The 21,005-nt window shown below is 32.3% G+C and carries 18 protein-coding genes and 1 tRNA gene; 12 read left to right on the top strand and 7 right to left on the bottom strand.

Features of this window, described 5'->3' with window-relative positions; translation table 11 throughout:
• Positions 1-32 precede the first annotated feature (32 nt).
• Positions 33-1,211: a 2'-O-glycosyltransferase CruG gene (gene cruG, locus GM3708_RS11740; protein ID WP_066347127.1), complete on the top strand. Its 1,179-nt coding sequence runs from the start codon at positions 33-35 to the stop codon at positions 1,209-1,211.
• A gap of 39 nt (positions 1,212-1,250) precedes the next feature.
• Here cruG and GM3708_RS11735 read toward each other — a convergent pair whose 3' ends face one another.
• The gene (locus tag GM3708_RS11735; protein WP_066347125.1) at positions 1,251-1,646 is read right to left on the bottom strand and encodes a DUF4359 domain-containing protein; all 396 of its coding nucleotides are present in this window, start codon (positions 1,644-1,646) and stop codon (positions 1,251-1,253) included.
• Between the two features lie 64 nt (positions 1,647-1,710).
• Between GM3708_RS11735 and GM3708_RS11730 the strand changes: the two genes are divergently transcribed.
• Positions 1,711-1,783, top strand: a tRNA-His gene (locus tag GM3708_RS11730).
• Positions 1,784-1,944: 161 nt separating this feature from the next.
• Here the strand turns inward: GM3708_RS11730 and GM3708_RS11725 are convergent.
• The gene (locus tag GM3708_RS11725; RefSeq protein ID WP_066349444.1) at positions 1,945-3,207 is read right to left on the bottom strand and encodes an ankyrin repeat domain-containing protein; all 1,263 of its coding nucleotides are present in this window, start codon (positions 3,205-3,207) and stop codon (positions 1,945-1,947) included.
• A 165-nt stretch (positions 3,208-3,372) separates the two neighbouring features.
• On the opposite strand from GM3708_RS11725, the gene rpsP reads away from it, so the two are divergent.
• From rpsP to GM3708_RS11705, 4 genes are all read left to right on the top strand, one after another.
• A complete protein-coding gene (gene rpsP, locus GM3708_RS11720) occupies positions 3,373-3,621 on the top strand; it encodes a 30S ribosomal protein S16 (protein ID WP_066347123.1) in 249 nt (82 codons plus the stop codon).
• Positions 3,614-4,030: a KH domain-containing protein gene (locus tag GM3708_RS11715; protein WP_066347122.1), complete on the top strand. Its 417-nt coding sequence runs from the start codon at positions 3,614-3,616 to the stop codon at positions 4,028-4,030. Before rpsP ends, GM3708_RS11715 begins: the two co-directional genes overlap by 8 nt.
• A gap of 170 nt (positions 4,031-4,200) precedes the next feature.
• Positions 4,201-4,971, top strand: a complete 771-nt coding sequence (locus tag GM3708_RS11710; RefSeq protein ID WP_066347119.1) for an HAD family hydrolase — start codon at positions 4,201-4,203, stop codon at positions 4,969-4,971.
• Positions 4,972-5,004: 33 nt separating this feature from the next.
• Positions 5,005-5,592, top strand: coding sequence for a hypothetical protein (locus GM3708_RS11705; protein ID WP_066347117.1), 588 nt, complete (start codon positions 5,005-5,007; stop codon positions 5,590-5,592).
• A 19-nt stretch (positions 5,593-5,611) separates the two neighbouring features.
• Here the strand turns inward: GM3708_RS11705 and GM3708_RS11700 are convergent, their stop codons facing one another.
• Entirely contained in the window at positions 5,612-7,603 is a 1,992-nt protein-coding gene (locus tag GM3708_RS11700) for a DUF262 domain-containing protein (protein ID WP_066347114.1), read from the bottom strand.
• Positions 7,604-7,752: 149 nt separating this feature from the next.
• Positions 7,753-10,329 (bottom strand): DNA topoisomerase (ATP-hydrolyzing) subunit A, encoded by a 2,577-nt coding sequence (gene gyrA / locus GM3708_RS11695; protein WP_066347111.1) that lies wholly within the window; start codon positions 10,327-10,329, stop codon positions 7,753-7,755.
• Between the two features lie 416 nt (positions 10,330-10,745).
• On the opposite strand from gyrA, the gene GM3708_RS11690 reads away from it, so the two are divergent.
• The 3 genes from GM3708_RS11690 to GM3708_RS11680 all read left to right on the top strand — a co-directional run bounded on the left by GM3708_RS11690 (position 10,746) and on the right by GM3708_RS11680 (position 16,094).
• Positions 10,746-12,047, top strand: a complete 1,302-nt coding sequence (locus GM3708_RS11690; RefSeq protein ID WP_082714220.1) for an IS4 family transposase — start codon at positions 10,746-10,748, stop codon at positions 12,045-12,047.
• 133 nt (positions 12,048-12,180) lie between these two features.
• Complete coding sequence (locus GM3708_RS11685) at positions 12,181-13,836, top strand: sodium:proton antiporter (RefSeq protein ID WP_066347108.1); 1,656 nt, start codon at positions 12,181-12,183, stop codon at positions 13,834-13,836.
• 326 nt (positions 13,837-14,162) lie between these two features.
• On the top strand, positions 14,163-16,094 hold the full coding sequence (locus GM3708_RS11680; protein WP_066347107.1) for an ABC-F family ATP-binding cassette domain-containing protein: 1,932 nt from the start codon (positions 14,163-14,165) through the stop codon (positions 16,092-16,094).
• 96 nt (positions 16,095-16,190) lie between these two features.
• On the opposite strand, the gene GM3708_RS11675 is transcribed toward GM3708_RS11680, so the two are convergent.
• From GM3708_RS11675 to GM3708_RS11665, 3 genes are all read right to left on the bottom strand, one after another.
• Positions 16,191-16,610, bottom strand: coding sequence for a TerB family tellurite resistance protein (locus tag GM3708_RS11675; RefSeq protein WP_066347106.1), 420 nt, complete (start codon positions 16,608-16,610; stop codon positions 16,191-16,193).
• A gap of 3 nt (positions 16,611-16,613) precedes the next feature.
• Positions 16,614-17,954, bottom strand: coding sequence for a 16S rRNA (cytosine(967)-C(5))-methyltransferase (locus tag GM3708_RS11670; RefSeq protein WP_066347105.1), 1,341 nt, complete (start codon positions 17,952-17,954; stop codon positions 16,614-16,616).
• A 221-nt stretch (positions 17,955-18,175) separates the two neighbouring features.
• Positions 18,176-19,360 carry an NAD(P)H-quinone oxidoreductase subunit H gene (locus GM3708_RS11665; protein ID WP_066347103.1) on the bottom strand — a complete coding sequence of 395 codons (1,185 nt, stop codon included), beginning with the start codon at positions 19,358-19,360 and terminating at the stop codon, positions 18,176-18,178.
• A gap of 188 nt (positions 19,361-19,548) precedes the next feature.
• Between GM3708_RS11665 and GM3708_RS18865 the strand changes: the two genes are divergently transcribed.
• The 3 genes from GM3708_RS18865 (at position 19,549) to GM3708_RS11655 (ending at position 20,919) form a co-directional block, all read left to right on the top strand.
• Positions 19,549-19,698: a hypothetical protein gene (locus GM3708_RS18865; protein WP_173645012.1), complete on the top strand. Its 150-nt coding sequence runs from the start codon at positions 19,549-19,551 to the stop codon at positions 19,696-19,698.
• 127 nt (positions 19,699-19,825) lie between these two features.
• Complete coding sequence (locus tag GM3708_RS11660) at positions 19,826-20,548, top strand: pyridoxine 5'-phosphate synthase (RefSeq protein WP_066349442.1); 723 nt, start codon at positions 19,826-19,828, stop codon at positions 20,546-20,548.
• Between the two features lie 38 nt (positions 20,549-20,586).
• Entirely contained in the window at positions 20,587-20,919 is a 333-nt protein-coding gene (locus tag GM3708_RS11655) for an MgPME-cyclase complex family protein (protein WP_066347102.1), read from the top strand.
• The last annotated feature ends 86 nt before the right edge of the window (positions 20,920-21,005 follow it).

Here is a 21,005-nt window from a genome sequence, read left to right as displayed (position 1 = left end):
AAAATTGACTAAAATCAATCTTATTTAGCAGAATGACCATCATTGCAATTATTTGCTTACTTTTATTAGTTTTTCAAAGTGTTTGTTTTTTTATTCTTCTGAGTCGATTATTTCGGGGTGCAACCCGATTTCCACCTTTAAAGCCTCAATCTCCTAATCCTTCTCTTTTAGCAAAAGTTAGCGTGGTTGTACCCACTTTAAATGAAGTTGATCGCATCGATAAAATGTTAGAAGGTATTACTCGTCAAAGTTATGAGGTTAAAGAAATAATTGTAGTTGATAGTAATTCAAGGGACGGGACACAAGAAAAAATTATAGAAGCCTCGAAAAAAGATCCTCGTATTCGCCTTGTAACTGATCCACCTTTGCCAAAAAAATGGGTGGGAAGACCTTGGGCATTACATAATGGGTTTTTAAATAGTTCAAAAACCAGTGAATGGATTTTAGGTATTGATGCGGATACTCAGCCTCAACGGGGTTTAATTCCTAGTTTATTGAATTTTGCTAATCTTCATCACTACGATGTTGTTTCTCTTTCCCCTCAATTTATTCTTAACTATGGCGGTGAGTGGTGGTTACAACCAGCTTTATTAATGACTTTAATTTATCGTTTTGAGTCTTCTGGTGTCGATGCTCAAAGTGCAGAAACTGTCATGGCAAATGGGCAATGTTTTTTAGTTAAACGTAAAGTTTTAGAAGCTATCAATGGTTATAGTTGTGCTTCTAATTCTTTCTGTGATGATGTTACTTTAGCTCGTTTGATTGCCCGTCAAGGTTATAAAGTTGGCTTTGCTGATGGTGCAAAAATTATCAAAGTTAGAATGTATGAGGGTTTAAAAGAAACATGGACAGAATGGGGACGCTCACTTGACCTTAAAGATGCTACTTCTAAAGCTGGTTTATGGGCAGAATGTGGCTTTTTAGCTTTAATTCAGGCTTTACCGTTACCTATCATTATTATCGGTTTCCTGTTTTGCTCTGAGTTAAATTTTCTTAGTTTTTACTTATTATTTACCTTAAATTCTGTTTTATTATTGATTCGTTTTGCTTTATTATTTGCGATCGCACCATCCTATAATTTTACGAAATCACTAAGAGAATTGTTCTTTTTTCTTTCCCCAACGGCGGATATTTTCGCAGTCATAAGAATATTTTTATCAGCTACTCAAAAACCTCGTCAATGGAGAGGGAGAATATACAACGAAAATTAACGCTCACGCCGTCAAATGAGAGAGGGTGATGATATATGTCTATAATCGAGAAGAATTAAAACCAATGACAAAAAATTGATTTAAAAGACCAATAGTTTCAAAATTATAGATATAAAGATTCGTTTCATAAACGCTGAATAATAAATAATTACGTTTACGAGTGGTTTTTTCAATTAATTTTGGTATTTGATTTTTACCTGTTTCAATCATCAAATTACACACCTGACTTTTGACAGCCTCTTCTATACTCTCAGATTTTGCAATACAGACATTTTCTTTTGCATATTTTATCAATTGTTCGGCAGCAAATTGCTCATATTTTTTTTGCGGTGGATTGGTAAAAAATAATAAAAAACTAAAAATTAAAAATAAACTACCCCCTATCGTCAGGGTAATAGATAAAGGACTTCGTTGTTCTGAGGCTAATGGATTCATCAATAAAATTTTTAATAATTACTGGATCATTTTACTAGAATTAGTTATAATAATCTAATATACGGCGAGCGTAGCCAAGTGGTTAAGGCAGTGGTTTGTGGTACCGCCATTCGTGGGTTCGAGTCCCATCGTTCGCCCTTTTTTTATATAAGACAAAGTTTTTACTGTTCAATTGAGTAAATATTGTTATTAACAACTAAAACTTATTTGATGTTCATGGCTATAATTTTAGTCAAAAAGATGTGAAATTTTTACTCATTACTTATTACAATGCTAATAAACTTAGATGTACTTTTGTTTATAGCTGTTGATTTAAAAACTTAGCAACTTCGGAATGATGATTATATTCAGCTAAACTTGCTGCGGTATAACCTCCATGATTTTTGTGATTAATATCAATATTTTTAACTGTGAGTAATAATTTTACCCCGTCTAAATAGCCCCGATGTGCCGCCCACATTAATGCTGTGCCACCCCCTTTATCTTCTAAATTAACATCCGCTCCTGCTTTTAATAGATGTGATATTAATTCTAAATTATTTTGATCACAGGCTTTCATTAATACTGTTTTACCATCCCCTAATCGTGTATTGGGATTTGCACCTGCTTCTATTAAATAAAAAGCTATTTTTTGCCAACCATTAACAATTGCTAACCCTAAAGGAGTATCTTGTTGATTATAAAAATTCGGATTTGCACCATAATCTAATAGTTTTTTAACTATATCTGTATAACCATGTATTGTAGCAATTAGTAGAGGAGAATCTCGATCTTGATTGATGATGTTAACTTCTGCACCCGCTTTTAATAGTCTTTTTACGATATTTAAATGACCTTCTAATACAGCTAAATGTAAAGGGCTATCCCCGTTAATATCTTGATGATTAACTTGAGCTCCTACTTCTAATAATCTTTCTAAAATGACTAAGTTACCATGGGCGGATGCTGTCATTAGTGGTGTTACTTGATCCCTATTGCCTTGATTGACATTAATTTTTTTTGTTAGTAACAAGTTAATCATGGTTAAGTTATCAGCATCAATGGCGATAATTAATGCACCATCGTCAATATATAAATCAGCACCATAATCAATTAAAAGACTAACTACTTCTTGATGATTGGATTTTATAGCTAAATAGAGAGCGTTGTCTCCATCTAAGTCTTTATGATTGACATCAGCATTATTTTTTAGCAGTATTCCGACAATATTAGCATACCCTTTATAACTAGCAATCATCAACGCCGAACTTTCATCATCATTGATAAGATTAACGTTAGCACCATGATCAATTAATATTTGACAAATTAAGCCATGATTTCCTGCACTAGCAAACATTAATGGTGTCATCAAATGGGGTAGGCTTTGAAAATTAACTTGTGCTTGAGCATCAATCAAGATACTTACAATTTCTGTGTAGCCTTGTTTTACCGCATAAATAAGAGACTGATTTTTTTCTTCTTGGCTGATAATATTAAACTGTGAATGAGATTCTAATATTTTTCTTAATTGATCAACATTATTGTGGATAACGGCTGAATGTAAACTAAATTGATAATTCATAATTATATTTTTGGTTAATATAACCAAAGACATCGAGTTAAAATTTTGTCCCTTAAATTAATGATTAAACAAGTTACTTAGCAATTGCGGTCAAATTTGAGTATCATAGTATAGGTTAATTAAATCTTAACTCAAGAAGTCGAATTGAAAATTAATTAAATTAATATGGTTAAATTACGTTTAAAGCGATTAGGAAAAAAAAGAGAAGTTAGTTATCGTATTGTAGCGATGAATAGTCGTGATCGTAGAGATGGAAAAGCTTTAGAAGAATTAGGTTTTTATAACCCTAGAAGTGATGAAACTAGATTAAATGTACCTGCTATTGTGACTAGACTAAAACAAGGCGCTCAACCTACTGAGACTGTACGCCGTATTTTAGACAAAGCAAAGGTATTTGAACAAGTAAATGCTTAATAGTGAACCAAACATCAATATTAATAGTAACTCGAAGCCCGATTATGATGGATTAGTCCGTTTTTTGATTGAGCCTTTACTCGATTCTCCTGAATTATTGAGCTTTGATTGTGAGCAAATTCTTAGCACAAGAAGAGTGTGGATTCGTTTGGCTTTTGAGGAAAATGAGAAGGGTAAAGTATATGGTAGAGGTGGTCGTAATATTCAAGCCGTGAGAACTGTATTGCAAACAGCGGCACAAGTTGCTGGAGATACTCTTTATTTGGAAATATATGAAGATCAAGAACGTTCAAGATTAAGACGTCAAAGACCTCCTACACGCCCATCTGTAGCCCCTCGACCTTCTGGACAAGATGTTTCCCGTCCACCCATTAGAAGACGTACTCCCGTGATTAAACCTGAGTTTTAGAGATCAAGTAAATCTCAATTACTAAATAAAAATACGCTACAATTTCTCAGATTATACTGATTTTGTGGCGTTTTTTTGTAAATATAGTAATTGGTTATTTCCCCTCTAAATCCCTCAAATTTGAAAGACTTAAATAAATCTGAATATTGCTTGAAAATTAAGAGGTATTAATGAAAATTTTAGTTAGTGATTTTGATGGTGTTATTTGTAATGGTTTAAAGGAGTATTTTTATAGTAGTAAGCTGGTTTATCAACAAATTTGGCATGATTTTACCTATGATTTAGATAGTTTACAAAGTACTTTTAATTTATTACGTCCTGTGGTAGAAACTGGTTGGGAAATGCCTTTATTGTTAAGAGTTTTAACTTGGAATGAAACCCCTGAAAATATTTTAAATAATTGGCATAATATCAAAGAAAAATCTATTAAAATTCTTGATTTAGAAGGAATTACTATTGAAAAAATATCAAAAACATTAGATCAAGTTAGAGAGTTTGAGATTAAGAATAATTTAGAAAATTGGTTAAATTTACACTGTTTTTATGATGATATTATTTTAAAATTAAAATATTTAATTAAACAAAATATTAAACTATATATTATTACTACAAAAGAAGGAAAATTTACTAGACAATTATTAGAAAAAGAAGGCATTTTTTTACCAGAGAATGCCATTATGGGCAAAGAAGTTAAACGCCCTAAATATGAAAGTTTGCGATTAATTATTCAAAGAGAAAAAGTTAAGCCTTCAGATATAAATTTTCTTGAGGATAGATTAGAAGCATTGGAGTTGGTAAATAAACAAAAAGATTTACAAGAGGTTAAGTTATTTCTAGCATTATGGGGTTATAACGATGACTTAACAAAGGTTAAAGCTGAAAATAATCCAAACATTAACACTTTGTCTCTAGTTAATTTTATCAGTAATGATGTATTCTAAAGTTTAATCATATTTTCTAGTTATTTTTCGGCAATGACTTATACCACAGACGAATTAATTAAGTTTTTAGAGTTGGAATTAAGGGCGACTTGGGGAGGAATGAGAATAATTTTTAATGCGGAGGAAAAGTTAGATAATCCCGCAGTAGCGAAGGCGATTAATATGCAGAAAACTAGCCGAGTTTTTGTTTTTCGTGATTTTAGGCAACAAATCCATGAATATCAGCAAAAAAATCAGGTTTCGGGTGTTATTTGGCGTACAATTAATTTTCAAAATAAAACTTTTCGTTGTCCAGAAGTTTATAATCAATTAATTGCCATTGATGGGGATAAAGAAATATTAATGGATGCGAAAACTTCAGTTCTTGATTTTTGGCGAGAGATGACTCAAGGTATGAAGTTTTATTTAAGTGGCGATGAAAATATGCTTATAAGTAAAGATAAATTAGAATTATTATATCAAGAAGTTGAATGGGCTGAATTAGACGCAGGAAAAGAAGAAATTTATTTAGGTTTATGTTGGGGAAATCCAAAAGAATATATTTATAAATGGGCAAATCCTGAGTCTGGATGTTATCGTGTTATTGCCACTCATAATGAGCCTAGTAATATTAAAATTTGAAATAATAAATAATTATCTGCTAAATTATTATGGTTTCTACCAACCAATCATCGGAAGATAAATTAGCAGTTTCAATCGCTTTTTGACAGAAAGAATAAATATCTTTTGAAGATAATTGAACTTCGATAAAAGCACCATTTTTGAGTTGACGAGTGCTGCGTAAATCTTTTTCATCCCATGCTAAAAAACGAGGGAATTGCTCCATTATTTCTTTGAATTTTTCTGGCTCAGATTCTGATAAAACATTTAAAGTAGTTTCTAAGACATCTCGCCAACTTTTAACGGAATATTCATCACCAAAAATTTTTATAAGTTTAGGAATCGTACCTGTTACAGTACTTTTAGTAATTAATTCTAAAGATTCATCACCAAAATAAGACCAAATTTTTAAACATTTTTCTATTAATAAATTAGCTCTTTTTTCTATATCTTCTCTTTGCCAATTATTAACATTATTAAAGTATTTATTTAATTCTAAATGACTTTCTTTTAAGGCTTTTTGTTTATTGAAAAATGTATCATTAGAAAGTTCTGAATTATAAGCAGTTAAAGTTAAGTTACCAAGAGAATGTATTAGTAAATCATGGGTTATTTGATAATCTTCTCCGAGATAATTTTTCCACCAATCACTTAAAGTTTGAGGCATAATATGTTCGATGGTGAGATTTTGAAAAGAAACTCTTTCTTTATGTTCAAAAGATTCTTCTAAAGATTGTAAAATAAGTTTAGCTTTTTCTGATCGATTACTACCATAAAGTTTGACTTCTTTTAATCTATTTTTAAATTCTTCATCTTTAGGATAGTTTTGATTTTGTAAATTTAGTTTTAATTGTTCTAAAATACTACGAGAAGATAAGTTACTTTCTTTGGTTATTTGGGAATAAAGTAAAGCAAAAGTGCGATTTAATCCTCTAGTTTGCACATTACAAACAAAGCGTCTTAATAAATAATTTTCAATAACTTTAAAGATATTAATTAATTCATTTTCGCTGATGAGATTCGTTTTCCATCCGTGATAACAATTTAAAATAAAAGGATAAACTGTAGTGACATCTAAGCGTCTAAGACGGAATAAATATTTTCTCACTAAAAGAGTTTCTTCTTTAGCAGGATTGAGAATTTTTAGATAATATTGACTGAATCGATATAAGTCTTTTAAATAAGAAAGAGTATCTCCTCTACTAATGCGATTTTTTAAGTCGAAATAAATTTCATTTTGGTTAATAATCACTCCATTTTTTGTTAGATAATGTCTTATAAATTCTGTTAAATTTTCTCCTAAAATATTTTGCATAGGTAGCCAATATTGTTTATAAATAGAATCTTGCTCATCCCCATTTATTTGCATGAAAAAATAGTTACGAATTAAATCAGCTTGGGTTAATGGTTTTCCTTTTGCGTTGAGACTTTCAAAGACTAAATAAGGGTTATCATCTTTTCCTAATAAAATTCTTACTACAATTAAGCTATTACAAATAATATTTTTTATCTTTTGTATATCTAAATCTTTTCTCTGTTTTATCTTCTTTTCAAAAAATAAATAACAGTCACTAATACTATTACTATTTTTCTCAATATTTGTATCTCTTTTAATGATATTATAAAAGGATTTTCTATCTATTTGAGTAGGATTTAATTTATAATAATCAGGCTCTTTATTATAAGTATTAACTAAAAAACGATCATTAATTTCTGAAGCGATATGATGCTTTTCTAGTAAAGTAGCTTTATCTCGTAAAACGGCCAATAAAATAAAAATAGTAGTTAATCTTTGTTGCCCATCAATTAATAAAAATTTAGTAACTCCTTCGGGTAAAGATTCTGTTTGCATAGTCACAATTGAACCCATAAAATGAGGATATAAATTCTCACTAAAATATAACTCTATAATATCTTCCCATAATAATTCCCAATGAGATTTTTCCCAACTATAAGAGCGTTGAAACAAAGGAATTACATATTGTTTTGTTCCTTCAATAATTTCTTGTAATTTAGTTTCTGAAGCCTGCATTTAATCTTTATTTCTGGGTTGATAATATTAGAAATATGTAGGGTTTAATAGGAATATACCGTATGGGGAATCATACTTAAATAAATCGTGAGGAATGAAAATAATAATCAACTATTACTTATTACTTATTAATTATTACTTATTAATTATTATTCTTCGGTTATCACTGACTCTTCCCCTTCTTCTGATGGTGGTACTAATGCAATACCTGCGATCGCATCATCAGAATCGAGTTTTTGTACCCTTACTCCACTAGCATTACGAGATTGGAGAGAAACAGCATTGACATCACAACGGATAATAATACCACGAGTAGTAATAATCATAAACTCATCATCACCATTAACGATATGTAAAGCGGCTAATTCCTCTTTCGGTTTACGGAAACGAATAGCTTTGACTCCAATACCAGCCCGTCTTTGTAAACGGAATTGAGTAACAGGCACTCTTTTCCCATAACCGCTAGTCGTCACTGCTAAAGCCCAAGGAGCATCTTTACTGGTATCATTAGTTAGTTCTTCTTCATTTTCAATATCAATATTTTCCTCATCGTCATTTTCTCCCGCTTCAGCGATATTTGCTACGACTTGAGAAGGTAAAATATCCATACTGATAATTTGATCACCGGTACGCAATTTCATTGATTTAACGCCTTTTGCTGTACGACTGAGAGGGCGTAATTGTTGATTATCAGCATGGAAATGAATCGCCATACCACGACGAGAACCGATGAGAATACTATCATCTTCCGTTGCTAATCTTACCCAACGCAATTCATCATTATCCTCTAAAGAAATGGCAATTAAACCGTTACTACGAATATTCCCAAAAGCAGAAAGAGCAGTTTTTTTGATAAACCCTTTTTTGGTAAGCATTACTAAATATTCATGATCAGTAAACTCGCTTACGGGTATGATTGAAGTAATTTTCTCATCACTGGCAACGGGTAATAGTTGTACGATGGGAACACCTCTTGCAGTACGAGAACTTGAAGGTATTTGATAAGCACTAAGTCCATACACGACTCCTTTATCACTAAAGAATAATACTCGATCATGATCGCATCCTGTGAAGAAATGTTCAATGACATCATCGTCTTTAATTTTTGCCCCAGATTTGCCTCTGGTAGCTCGATTTTGGGCTTCAAAAGTATTGACGAGCATTTTTTTCAAATAGCCTTGTTTCGTCAATAAAATCACAACTTGCTCATTAGCGATTAAATCTATATCTCCTAAATCACCGTCATTTTGGACAATTTCTGTACGTCTAGGAGTAGCATGAAGAGTTTTAATTTCCGCTAATTCCGCCTCAATAATAGTGTCAATTCGTTCTTTTCGAGCTAATATATCATTAAGATCAATAATTTGGGTCATTAAGTCTTGATGTTCAGCTTCGATTTTTTCCGCTTCAAGGGCTGTTAAACGGCGTAATTGCATCTGTAAAATAGCATCGGCTTGGGTTTCCGAAAGTTCAAAATTAGTGATTAACTCTTGTTTTGCCGTTGCCGTATCTGCTGCACCTCGAATAATTCTAATCACCGCATCGAGATTATTAAGTGCGATTAATAAGCCTTGTAATAAATGATCTCTTTCTTCGGCTTTTTTGAGTAAATAACGAGTGCGTCTGATAATCGTTTCGACACGAAATTCGAGGAAAACTTCTAAAAACTTGCGAATTGTTAATAATTGTGGCTCATTATTCACTAAAGCCAACATATTTGCCCCAAAATTGCTTTGAATAGCCGTTTGTTTATATAAATTATTTAAAACAACTCTAGGGTAAGCATCCCGTTTCAATTCAATCACAATACGCATCCCGTTGCGATCGCTTTCATCTCGGATATCAGAAATACCATCAATTTTTTTATCATTTACTAATTCAGCAATTTTTTCAATCAATGCCGCTTTATTAGTTTGATAGGGTAACTCGGTGACAATAATCGCTTCTTTATCCTGTCTGCCTTTATTAGAAACCGTTTCAATATTGGCGACACCCCTCATGGTAATTGAACCTCTACCAGTGGTATAAGCGTCTTTTATGCCTTGTCTGCCCAAAATTTGTGCACCTGTGGGAAAATCAGGACCTGGTATGTATTGCATTAACTCCAAGTCCGTAATGTCAGGATTGTGAATCATCGCCACTGCACCATTGATTAATTCCCCTAAATTATGAGGAGGAATATTGGTAGCCATACCCACAGCGATACCCGTTGCACCATTTAATAATAATTGGGGTATTCTCGCTGGTAATACGACAGGCTCTTGTTGCGAACCATCAAAGTTATCAATATAATCAACGGTTTCTGCTTCAATATCTCGTAATAAACCATTAGTCGCCAAAGCCTGTAAACGGCACTCTGTATAACGCATCGCCGCTGGAGGATCATTATCAACACTGCCGAAATTTCCATGGCCATTTATGAGGGGGTTACGCATGGAAAAATCTTGTGCCATCCTCACCAAGGCATCATATACCGCCGTGTCACCGTGGGGGTGATATTTACCCAAAACTTCCCCTACAACCCTAGCACATTTACGAAAAGGGCGATCGGGCATTAATCCTAATTCATACATAGCGTAAAGAATGCGTCGATGAACAGGTTTTAATCCATCCCTAGCGTCAGGTAACGCCCTACCGACAATAACGCTCATGGCGTATTCGAGGTAAGAGCGAGACATTTCGTTAGTTAAGTTAATGGGTACTATGCGTTCTTGGATAGATGTCATATGTATTTTTAAGCTATGATTAGTTATCTACTGCGATAATTAGTTTGAGGATTGCAGTAGTTAAATTTAATGATTTTTGGTTAATTTATCGCTTTTTTTGTTAAATTAGCGATGTTTAACGATTAAATCATGATTATTCTATTAATCGTTACATTTTAGCATATTTTGACCATCATTTTAGGGTAATAGATACCTGAGTGAATCATATAATTTTTGATCAAGATGAGACTAGAAGACTAGGAGACTAGGCATTGGTAAGAAGTTAAACAAATGAGAAAAAAATCAACCCCTTCGCAATAAAAGTTAATAAATAGCTGAAAACCTTATTAGTGCTAATCTTTTAGAGTATTTACTCTTTATTACTTTTGATGGCTAAAAAAATTAACCGAGATCATGCGAGGAAACAACATCATCCGTTGATGGAAAATGAGGCTATTGTTTCACATTTGTCTGAACTGTTAACGCCTTCTATTTTTGCACAAGAAGGTTTGTTTCGTGATTTAGGAATGAGAAATCGTATTCTTAATTTGTCATTAATGACGGCAGCAATCTTGACTCTTTTATGGCGAAATGTTCCTAGTGTCAATGAGTTGACTCGTATGTTAAATCGAGAAGCCTTTTTATGGGTAAATCCGACTACAGTTAGTCAGAAAGCACTGGCAGAGAGATTTTTAACATTTCCATCTATTTTATTTGAACAAGTATTTAAAGAATTATTGCCAAAATTAAAACAAAGATGGCAAGATAGAACGAATCGCCGACTTCCTGATAGTGTCTGTTTTTCTTTAACAAAATTCAGTCAGATTTGGATTGTTGATGGTTCAACATTAGAAGCATTGTTCAGAAAATTAGACAGTTTAAAAGATATTCCTATAGGAAAATTAGTGGGAAAAATGGCAGTAGTCATGGATTTAGCCACGAGATTACCAGTAGAAATTTGGGTAGAAGAAAATCCAAGTATTTCCGATGTTAAATTTGAGCAAAATATTCTTGATTTAGTAAAAAGTAAAACTCTATTATTATTGGATAGAGGATTTTATCATTTTCTATTTTGGCAAAAATTAATAAAAAGAAATATTGATTTTATAACCAGAATAAAAAAAGGGGCATCTGTAGAAATATTAAAACGATTTACAAATAGTCATGATTTAAGAGATAGCTTGATAAATATCGGTTGTGACAAAAAAGAAACGGCAATTATTACGTTACGTTTAATTGAAATTAGATCAAAAAATAAATGGCATTCTTATTTAACATCGGTAATAGATCCTGAGATTTTACCTCCTTATGTTGTTGCTAATTTATATGGGAAACGTTGGCGAATAGAAGAAGCATTTAATATAGTAAAAAGATTATTAGGTTTGAGTTATTTATGGACAGGTTCAATCAATGGAATTAAGTTACAAATATGGGGAACTTGGCTATTTTATGGCATATTAATAGATTTGGGAGATGCCGTAGCAGAAGAATTATCATTACCATTTGATGACGTATCAATAGAAATGATATATAGAGGCTTATATCATTTTATAGTTGCATATAATAAAGGAAAAATAAAAGACCCAGTAAAATATTTTTCAGCACCAGAAAATAGGGATTTAGGAATTATAAAAAGGAGGAGAAAACCGAGGCAAAAATTAATTATCGCCCTATTTCCAGAAGTGGGCAAAAATCGAAAAAATTTTTTCTTTGAAAATCACTTGACACCCTGCTTTTAGCCTTAACTTCTAATCAATGGAGACTAGGAGACTAGAAGACTAAGAGACTAGGAAAGAATTTACTTAAAATTGTAATTTTCTTTAAATTAGTTTTAAATTAACTGTTATCGATACTTAAATTTTAAAAGGAAAAATGCTAGAGAGTATTTTATGGATTATTCTATTAGGTTTTTTTGTTAGTCAAGTTTTTAGTCGTGCTAAAATTCCAGCCCTTGTGGGTTTAATTGTAGTAGGAATAATTTTAGGTCCACAAGTGAGTAATGTTTTAGCTTCTGATGTGTTAAACTCTGCTCCTAGCTTAAGAATCATCGCTGTAATGGTTATTCTGATGAAAGCAGGTTTAGGTTTAGACACAGAGAAACTTGCCCAGCAGGGAACTGTGGCATTACGGTTAGGTTTTTTACCTGCTACATTTGAGGCGATCGCGATTGCTTTTGCCGCCATGTTGATTTTAAACTTTGATTTTCCCACAGGTTTATTATTAGGTTGCATTATTGGTGCAGAGTCTCCTGCGGTAATTGTACCCGCAATGTTACGCTTAAAAAGTTTAGGTTGGGGGGTAAATAAAGGTATTCCTGATGCAATTTTAACGGGAAGTGCATTGTCTGATGTGTTGTTATTATTGGTTTTTAGCTTATTAATGGCATTTTTAGGCAATAGCTCTGTTTCTTTCTCTTTTGCTGGTTTTAGCGTTTCTCCTTTATTCTTACTGCCTTTTCAAGTTGTTTGTCAAATTGGTTTAGGAATTTTGATGGGTTGGCTAACCGCTCATTTATTAGTTTCCCTCTTAGTAAAACAAAATTGGACTCAAAATGCTGTACAAGATACATTTATTACGGCAGGTTTTGCTCTTTTATTAGTGGTTTTAGGAGAAAAAATGCCTATTTTCTCTGGTTATCTTGCGGTTATGGCATTAGGTTTTTTCTTAATTGAATTAGATGCTCCTTTAGCACGAATTTTAAGAGCTGGTTTTGATGGGCTTTGGGAAGTTGCTCAAATTTTTCTGTTTGTGCTTTTAGGTGCAAGTATTCAGTTAAATGTCTTAGGCAATAGCTTAATGACAGGGTTGTTGATTTTAATAATTGGTACTTTAATTGGAAGAACTTTGGGATGGTATTTGTCAACCCTAGGTAGTAATTGGACTTGGGGAGAACGTCTTTTTTTATTACCGGGTAATTCAGCTAAAGCTACAGTTCAAGCGGCTATTGGTGCAATTCCTTTGACTCAGGGTATTGCTGGAGGTGATAGTATTTTGGCGATCGCCGTTCTGTCAATCCTCGTCACTGCACCTTTAGGCGCATGGGCAATACCTATTTTTGCACCTAAATTGTTAGAAAAAGGCGAAGTTGATCCCACTAAAGTCACTTTAAATCGTCAGTTAAGATTATTAGCGGCTATTGATAATTCACCTTTAACTAATACGGTTTTATTAAAAGTAGCAGAATTAGCCCGTCGCAGTAATGCGGAAGTAATAGTTTTGCACGTTGTAGAACAAGATGATCCTCAAATCCTTCAATATTTAGAGGCACAAACCCAAACATTACTAGCAGATATTCGCTATCGTTTTATCACTACGGTGGGAGTAATACCAGAAGAAATTGTTAAGGTAGCTGATTATTATAAGGTAGTGGAATTAATCATTGGAAAACGAGGACATAATCATTGGGAAAATGTTTTAATCAGTTCAAAATCACAAACCGTCTTAGAAACCAGTGCCATTCCAGTAATTTTGGTAGAAAATCAATCTGTAAATTTTACTGTACCGCCAAAGTTGACCACCGATAGCTAATATTTCTAAAAATCTCACTTCTTGTAAAATAAAAATTAAAATCTATTTAAGGTAAAAAAATTATCAATTTTAATAATTATTGCTAATTGTCTGACTTGTGCAAGAAGTCTACTAAATTAAGCTAAAACGTATTTAACTTAAATTTTTTAAAATTAGTAAAAAATTTAAGAAAATCTTACCTATTGCCTAACTTCACCTGTCAACTTAAATGCGTCTGAGCTTAAAGCTAAATTATTGATATATTAAGAATAGATAATTATATTTTGCAATCTCTTATATGGAATAATAATTATTTCAAATAACTTCTATATACTACTCCTTTTTAAATGGCTATTATTACGACACAATCCCTCAAAAAAGATTTTGGAATCAAAGAAATTCTCAAGGATGCCAATTTTAGCATCGATGATAACGATAAAGTAGGTTTAATTGGAGTTAACGGTTCGGGAAAATCAACCCTTCTCAAGATTCTATCAGGATTAGAGCCTTATGATAGCGGAGAGATGGTAGTAAAATCAGGCTCAAAAATTATTTATCTTCCTCAACAACCTGAAATTGAGCCAAATAACACTGTTTTAGAACAAGTTTTTGTCTATAGTGGTGAACAAATGCAATGGATTAAACAATATGAAGATTTATCCCATCATCTCGCCTTAGCTGAAGGTGTCGCTCAGGAAGAGTTAATGAATAAATTAGCAAAGGTGACAGAAAAAATTAACGCAGCTAATGCTTGGGATGCAGAAACTAACGCCAAAATTATTCTTGATAAACTCGGAATTAGCGATTTTGATGCCAAAATGGGTGATTTATCAGGAGGTTATCGTAAAAGAGTCGCTCTTGCTTCTGCTTTAATGGCTGATCCTGATTTATTATTAATGGATGAACCCACTAACCATCTTGATGCCGAGTCTGTGCAATGGTTACAGGAATATATGCAGAAGTTTCGAGGTGCAATTTTCTTGATTACCCATGATCGATATTTTCTGGATCAAGTTACAACTCGTATTTTGGAAATTGATCGAGGGGATATGTATAGCTATGCTGGTAACTATAGCTATTATCTCGAAAAGAAAGCCTTAGCAGAAGAATCAGTAGCTAGTAGTCAGCGAAAACATCAGGGGGTACTTAGAAGAGAATTAGAATGGCTTAAACGAGGACCTAAAGCCCGTAGTACAAAACAAAAAGCAAGAATTGATCGTATCTATGATATGAAAGATCGAGAGTTTAAACAAGCTCAAGGGAAGGTAGAAATTGATACTCCTAGTCGTCGCATTGGCAAAAAAGTTATTGAATTAGATAATGTTAGCAAATCTTACGGCAATCGAATTTTAATTAAAGAATTTACTTATAAATTTGCACCTGATGACAGAGTAGGTATTATCGGTGGTAACGGTGTTGGTAAGTCAACCCTGATGAATTTAATTATGGCAAAAATTGAGCCAGATAGCGGTAAAGTGGAGATTGGCAGTACAATTCATATTGGTTATTTTGATCAACATTCTGACAGTTTAATTACGGCAGCTCAAAATGAACAACGGGCTATAGAATATATTAAAGATGTAGCTACATTTATTGAAACCAGTGATGGAAGTCAGATAAGTGCTTCTCAATTATTAGAAAGATTTTTATTTACTCCCAATCAACAATATTCTCCTATTGCTAAATTATCAGGAGGTGAAAAACGTCGTTTATTTTTACTAAGGATGTTAATTAGTAATCCTAATGTATTAATATTAGATGAACCTACCAATGATTTAGATGTCCAAACTTTAGCTGTATTAGAAGAATATATTGAGTCTTTTAAGGGTTGTGTAATAGTTGTATCTCATGATCGTTATTTTCTTGATCGTACGGTAGATACTATTTTTGCCTTTGAAAGTAATGGTAATTTACGTCAATATCCGGGTAATTATTCTGTTTATTTAGATTGTAAAAAGAAAGAAGAAAAACAAACTCAAGAAGAAAAAAATGCCAATAATAAAATAATTAAAGAAGTTAAAAATAATCAAGAAAAAGAAAATAAATCAGATAACAATTATAAAAGATTATCAGCTTATCAAAGACGAGAATTAGAAAAACTAGAAACCAAAATTATTCCTGATTTAGAAAGTACAAAAGTAGAAATAGAAAAAAAATTATATCATTCTAATCAAGATTATGAAACTTTAAATAATTTAACAGCAGAATTAGCACAAGTTAATAAAGAAATAGATAAAGCAACAGAAAAATGGATGGAATTATCGGAATTAGAGAAATAATTTAATGTTGTTAATCATTAACTTGTTTCTCTAAATAAATCATCATTAATTTGGGTGAATATCACTCACCCTTACAAAATTTTGTGAGATAAATTTTTAGTTACTAGCGATCGCCTTATGGTATAATTGCCGAATAGATTGAAGAATTTGCTCAAAACTAGATTTTTTCTCTTGGGAATGAGGATCTAAATTTTGTAAACGACTTAATAGTTTAGCCTCTTGAATATCTACATCACCATCACTGTAAACTAAGGCACTGATACCCCCTAATAATTCCTCGTAATCTTCAGTAGTAGGATGACTACCTAAATATTCTTCTAACCATTCATAACATTGATTAGGATTGACAGACTTAATTTCTGATAATAAAGATTTAATATCTGAATCTTCATTAAGGTTATTTTCTGTCACAACTTTTTGTAAATATTTTCTTTCTTGAGGTTGAATAATACCATCAATCCATGCTGTGCCTACCAAAATTTTAACCAATAATTTAGTCTTATTTTCAGTTGTCATAAACTACTCTCCTTTTATTAATTTAGCCATAAAAAATCCATCCATATTATCAACAGGAGGAAATATTTTAACTATTCCCTTTGATGTTATCGAAAAATCAAAATTTGGATTATTATTTTTTGTGTCTAATTGCCATTGAGAATTATTGACTAAAAATTTGGTGATAATGTTTTCGTTTTCTTCTTTATTCAAGGTACAAGTAGAATAAACTAACACACCGTTGTTTTTAACCCATTTTGCTGAATTTTCGAGAATTTTTAACTGTAGTTCGGTTAATGCTTTAATGTCTTCTGGTTTTTTGTGCCAACGAATATCAGGATTTTTGTGTAATGTGCCTAAACCTGAACAGGGTACATCTACTAATACTTTATCGGCTTTATTTTCCCATTCTCTCAACTGGCTACTATCACCTTCTACCACCTGAATAGATTTTAATTGCAATCTTTCGGCGTTTTCTGTTACTTTTTTAAGCCTTGATAATTGGCGATCACATCCTATAATTGTACCAGTATCCTGCATTAATTCAGCCATATGAGTCGTTTTTCCACCCGGTGCAGCACAAGCATCAATAATTGTGTCATGGGGTTGAGGATTGAGAAAATTAGTGACAAGTTGAGCACTAGCATCTTGGATAGTAAATAAACCCTCTTTAAAACAATCTAATCTAGTGATATTTCCTGCTGAATTAGTTAACCTTAAACCTTGAGGAATATTCGGTAAAAAAGTTGTTTCAATACCATTATTTAGTAGAATTTCTTGTAAGTTTTCTTTTGTAATTTTTAAAGAATTAACTCTCAAATCAATAAAGGGAGATTGATTATACCAATCTAATAATTTTTTCGTTTGTTTAACATTAAATTCATTAATAAAATGCGAAACTAACCAATCAGGAAAACTATATTTAACTCCTAAACGAGGAATAAAATCTGATGGTAAAATTAAAGAATCTTCTTCTGCTGATAATCTAAGATATGATCGTAGAATACCATTGACTACACCAGAAAGTTTAGATAAACCATTCTTTTTAGCTAAATCAACGCTACTATTCACTGCCGCCGATTCTGGAATTTTGTCAAGATACCGTAATTGATATAATCCCAATTGTAAAATGATACGTAAATTTAAGGGTTGTTGAGTCGCCTTTTTCGTTGCTAATTGATTGATAAGACTATCTAAAGTTCTTTTACGTCTAACAATACCATAGACTAATTCAGAAACTAAATGACGATCAAAACTAGAAATGGAAGTGGAAGTAAAAACTCTGTCTAAAGCAATATCAGTATAAGCATGACGTTGATAAACATTTTGTAAAGCCTGAAACGCCAATTGACGAGGATTATTCATTAAATTAATATCTTATACCAATTAAAATGGAAATTTAAAATTCTTATTAGTAACGAAAATTAAAGATTTTTCACTGTCTATTTTTTATTTTTAAAACTCATAAAATCTACTTATTAGACATCTTCAAAAAAGATTTTTTTATTTTGTTGTAGTAAGGGGTTAAACCTTTCTAAATGATAATTTTTGAAGATGTCTATTACTTATTACTTATTACTTATTTTTTATCTATCAACCGAACCCATAATTACATCAATACTCCCAAGAATTGCCATAATATCAGCAACTTTAACACCTCGAAGTAGATGAGGAAGGATTTGTAAATTATTGAAATCAGGTGCACGAATTTTCCAACGCCAAGGGAAAACATCATCATTACCCACAATAAATATTCCTAATTCACCTTTACCGCTTTCAAGACGCACATAATGCTCTCCTGCAGGTATTTTAAAAGTAGGGGCAACTTTTTTAGCAATATATTGATAATCAAAGTTATTCCATTCAGATTTTTTTCCTTCTTGAAGTCTTTTTGCCTCTAAATTTTCGTAAGCACCACCGGGTATGCCTTTTAAAGCCTGACGAATAATTTTTACTGATTCACGCATTTCCCGAATACGAATGATATAACGGGCAAAACAATCACCTTCGGTTTCCCATTGTACATCCCAGTCAAAATCATCATAACATTCATAATGATCTACTTTACGTAAATCCCATTGTACCCCAGAAGCCCGTAACATTGGACCAGATAAGCCCCAGTTAATAGCTTGTTCACGAGTTATAGTGCCTAAACCTTCAACTCGCTTACGAAAAATGGGGTTATTCGTAATTAGCTTCTCATACTCATCAACTTTGGGTAAAAAATAATCGCAGAAATCTTCACATTTATCTACCCAACCGTAAGGTAAATCAACGGCAACGCCACCGATACGGAAATAATTATTATTGATTAAGCGCATCCCTGTAGCTGATTCCCACAAATCATAAATCATCTCTCTTTCACGGAAGATATAGAAAAAGGGAGTTTGTGCACCAACATCTGCTAAAAATGGACCTAGCCATAGTAAATGATTAGCGATACGATTTAACTCTAACATAATCACTCGAATATATTGAGCTCGTTTTGGCACTGTTATATTCGCTAATTTTTCTGGTGCATTTACCGTAATGGCTTCATTAAACATTCCCGCAGCGTAATCCCAACGACTAACATAAGGTACATACATTACATTAGTACGATTTTCGGCGATTTTTTCCATGCCTCGATGTAAATAACCAATGACAGGCTCACAATCCACTACGTCTTCACCATCAAGGGTGACAATGAGTCTCAAAACCCCGTGCATAGAGGGATGATGAGGACCCATGTTTAGTACCATAGGTTCTGTTCTAGTTTCTATTTTAGCCATAAAGCCGATAATTTAATGGTTAAATTTTTTTATATTTATTACTTGACACAGTTTATATTGTTAATGTCTATGTGCGATCTAAGTTTTAGTAACAATTTGTTTACTTTTCTTAAACTATCACATATTATTTAATTTTAAGTTAAAATCAGATACTTAATCATAATAAAAATAATAAGCATTTATACTCAATGAAAACCCAAGTTAAAAACAATAACTATAATTTAGAAAGACTACAAAAAGCTTATCAAGCAGATCAACAACTTAAGTATATGAGTTTAGAGGCAGAATTAGAGCTTCTTTTACATCAAATTCAAGTCAATAAAGCCAATAATAATTAGAAATTACGAATTACGAATTAATGTTTGTAGTCAAAACTTTAGTTTTTTGCTCAAAGTTTAATAACCTGTGAATGGTTTACTACAAACATTTTTCATTAACATTTTTGTCAAAAAAGGAGAAGAAAAATTGTTAACACTAGGGGTTAATATTGACCATGTAGCGACTATTCGTCAAGCCAGACGTACCGTTGAACCAGATCCGGTTTCTGCCGCCGTTTTGGCTGAGTTAGGCGGTGCTGACGGCATTACTACTCATTTACGGGAAGATAGACGACATATTCAAGATCGAGATGTGCGTATTTTAAGAGAAACTGTACGTACTCATCTCAACTTGGAAATGGCGGCTACAGATGAAATGATTGCCATCGCTCTTGATATTAAACCTGATTATGTTACATTAGTACCTGAAAAAAGGGAAGAAGTGACGACTGAAGGTGGCATCGATATTGTTAAAAATCTGGATAAATTTATCGCCGTTGTAGATAAATTGCAGTCTGCGGATATTCCTGTTAGTTGGTTTATTGATGCTGATGAAAAACAAATTGAAGCCGCCGCTAAAACTCAAGCTAAATTCATCGAGTTACATACAGGCAAATATGCCGATGCACTAAATGGTGAAGCAATCCAGAAAGAATTTATTGCTTTACAAAAAGGTACTCAACAGGCTTTAGAATTAGGTTTGAGGGTAAATGCTGGTCATGGTTTAACCTATTGGAATGTTTATCCTGTGGCTTGTATTGAAGGTATGGAAGAGTTAAACATCGGTCATAGTATAATTAGTAGAGCAGTGTTAGTTGGTTTAGAGCGTGCTGTTAAAGAAATGAAATTAGCAATGAAAAATCAACTATAAATTTATCTTTTTTTTAGTAACAATAATTGAATCAATTTATGACTACTTATTATTATCTTGTAGCTAGTGAAAAATTTTTGACCAGTGATAGTGAAAATTTACATGAAATTATAGACGAAAAACACAGGTTTTATAAGGATAACAATAAAGAAATTGACTTTTGGTTTATCAAACAACCTGCATTTTTAGATGCTCCAGAATTCAAAGAAATTAAGGCGAAATGTCCTCAACCCTCTGCAGCAGTTATTTCTCTAAATAAGCAATGGATTACTTTTTTAAAATTGCGTTTAGAATATGTTATTACTGGTGAATTTAATGCTCCTTCTGACACTATTCCCGATGCCATCGCATCTTTAACTGTCGCTGTTTAAAATAAAAAATCCTCCTAATTTTATTTTTAGGAAGGATTTTTTAATTCAGATTTGCTAATGATTTAAAAAGATATTGAGGAAAAAAT

The organism is Geminocystis sp. NIES-3708 (genome assembly GCF_001548095.1).
Lineage (GTDB): Bacteria > Cyanobacteriota > Cyanobacteriia > Cyanobacteriales > Cyanobacteriaceae > Geminocystis.
This window is presented reverse-complemented; position numbering and strand designations above follow the sequence as displayed.

Bases quoted from the DNA above. Each gene is read 5' to 3' on its own strand.
- cruG (WP_066347127.1), top strand. From the start codon at position 33: ATGACCATCATTGCAATTATTTGCTTACTTTTATTAGTTTTTCAAAGT.
- GM3708_RS11735 (WP_066347125.1), bottom strand. From the start codon at position 1,646: ATGAATCCATTAGCCTCAGAACAACGAAGTCCTTTATCTATTACCCTG.
- GM3708_RS11725 (WP_066349444.1), bottom strand. From the start codon at position 3,207: ATGAATTATCAATTTAGTTTACATTCAGCCGTTATCCACAATAATGTT.
- rpsP (WP_066347123.1), top strand. From the start codon at position 3,373: ATGGTTAAATTACGTTTAAAGCGATTAGGAAAAAAAAGAGAAGTTAGT.
- GM3708_RS11715 (WP_066347122.1), top strand. From the start codon at position 3,614: ATGCTTAATAGTGAACCAAACATCAATATTAATAGTAACTCGAAGCCC.
- GM3708_RS11710 (WP_066347119.1), top strand. From the start codon at position 4,201: ATGAAAATTTTAGTTAGTGATTTTGATGGTGTTATTTGTAATGGTTTA.
- GM3708_RS11705 (WP_066347117.1), top strand. From the start codon at position 5,005: ATGACTTATACCACAGACGAATTAATTAAGTTTTTAGAGTTGGAATTA.
- GM3708_RS11700 (WP_066347114.1), bottom strand. From the start codon at position 7,603: ATGCAGGCTTCAGAAACTAAATTACAAGAAATTATTGAAGGAACAAAA.
- gyrA (WP_066347111.1), bottom strand. From the start codon at position 10,329: ATGACATCTATCCAAGAACGCATAGTACCCATTAACTTAACTAACGAA.
- GM3708_RS11685 (WP_066347108.1), top strand. From the start codon at position 12,181: ATGCTAGAGAGTATTTTATGGATTATTCTATTAGGTTTTTTTGTTAGT.
- GM3708_RS11680 (WP_066347107.1), top strand. From the start codon at position 14,163: ATGGCTATTATTACGACACAATCCCTCAAAAAAGATTTTGGAATCAAA.
- GM3708_RS11675 (WP_066347106.1), bottom strand. From the start codon at position 16,610: ATGACAACTGAAAATAAGACTAAATTATTGGTTAAAATTTTGGTAGGC.
- GM3708_RS11670 (WP_066347105.1), bottom strand. From the start codon at position 17,954: ATGAATAATCCTCGTCAATTGGCGTTTCAGGCTTTACAAAATGTTTAT.
- GM3708_RS11665 (WP_066347103.1), bottom strand. From the start codon at position 19,360: ATGGCTAAAATAGAAACTAGAACAGAACCTATGGTACTAAACATGGGT.
- GM3708_RS18865 (WP_173645012.1), top strand. From the start codon at position 19,549: ATGAAAACCCAAGTTAAAAACAATAACTATAATTTAGAAAGACTACAA.
- GM3708_RS11655 (WP_066347102.1), top strand. From the start codon at position 20,587: ATGACTACTTATTATTATCTTGTAGCTAGTGAAAAATTTTTGACCAGT.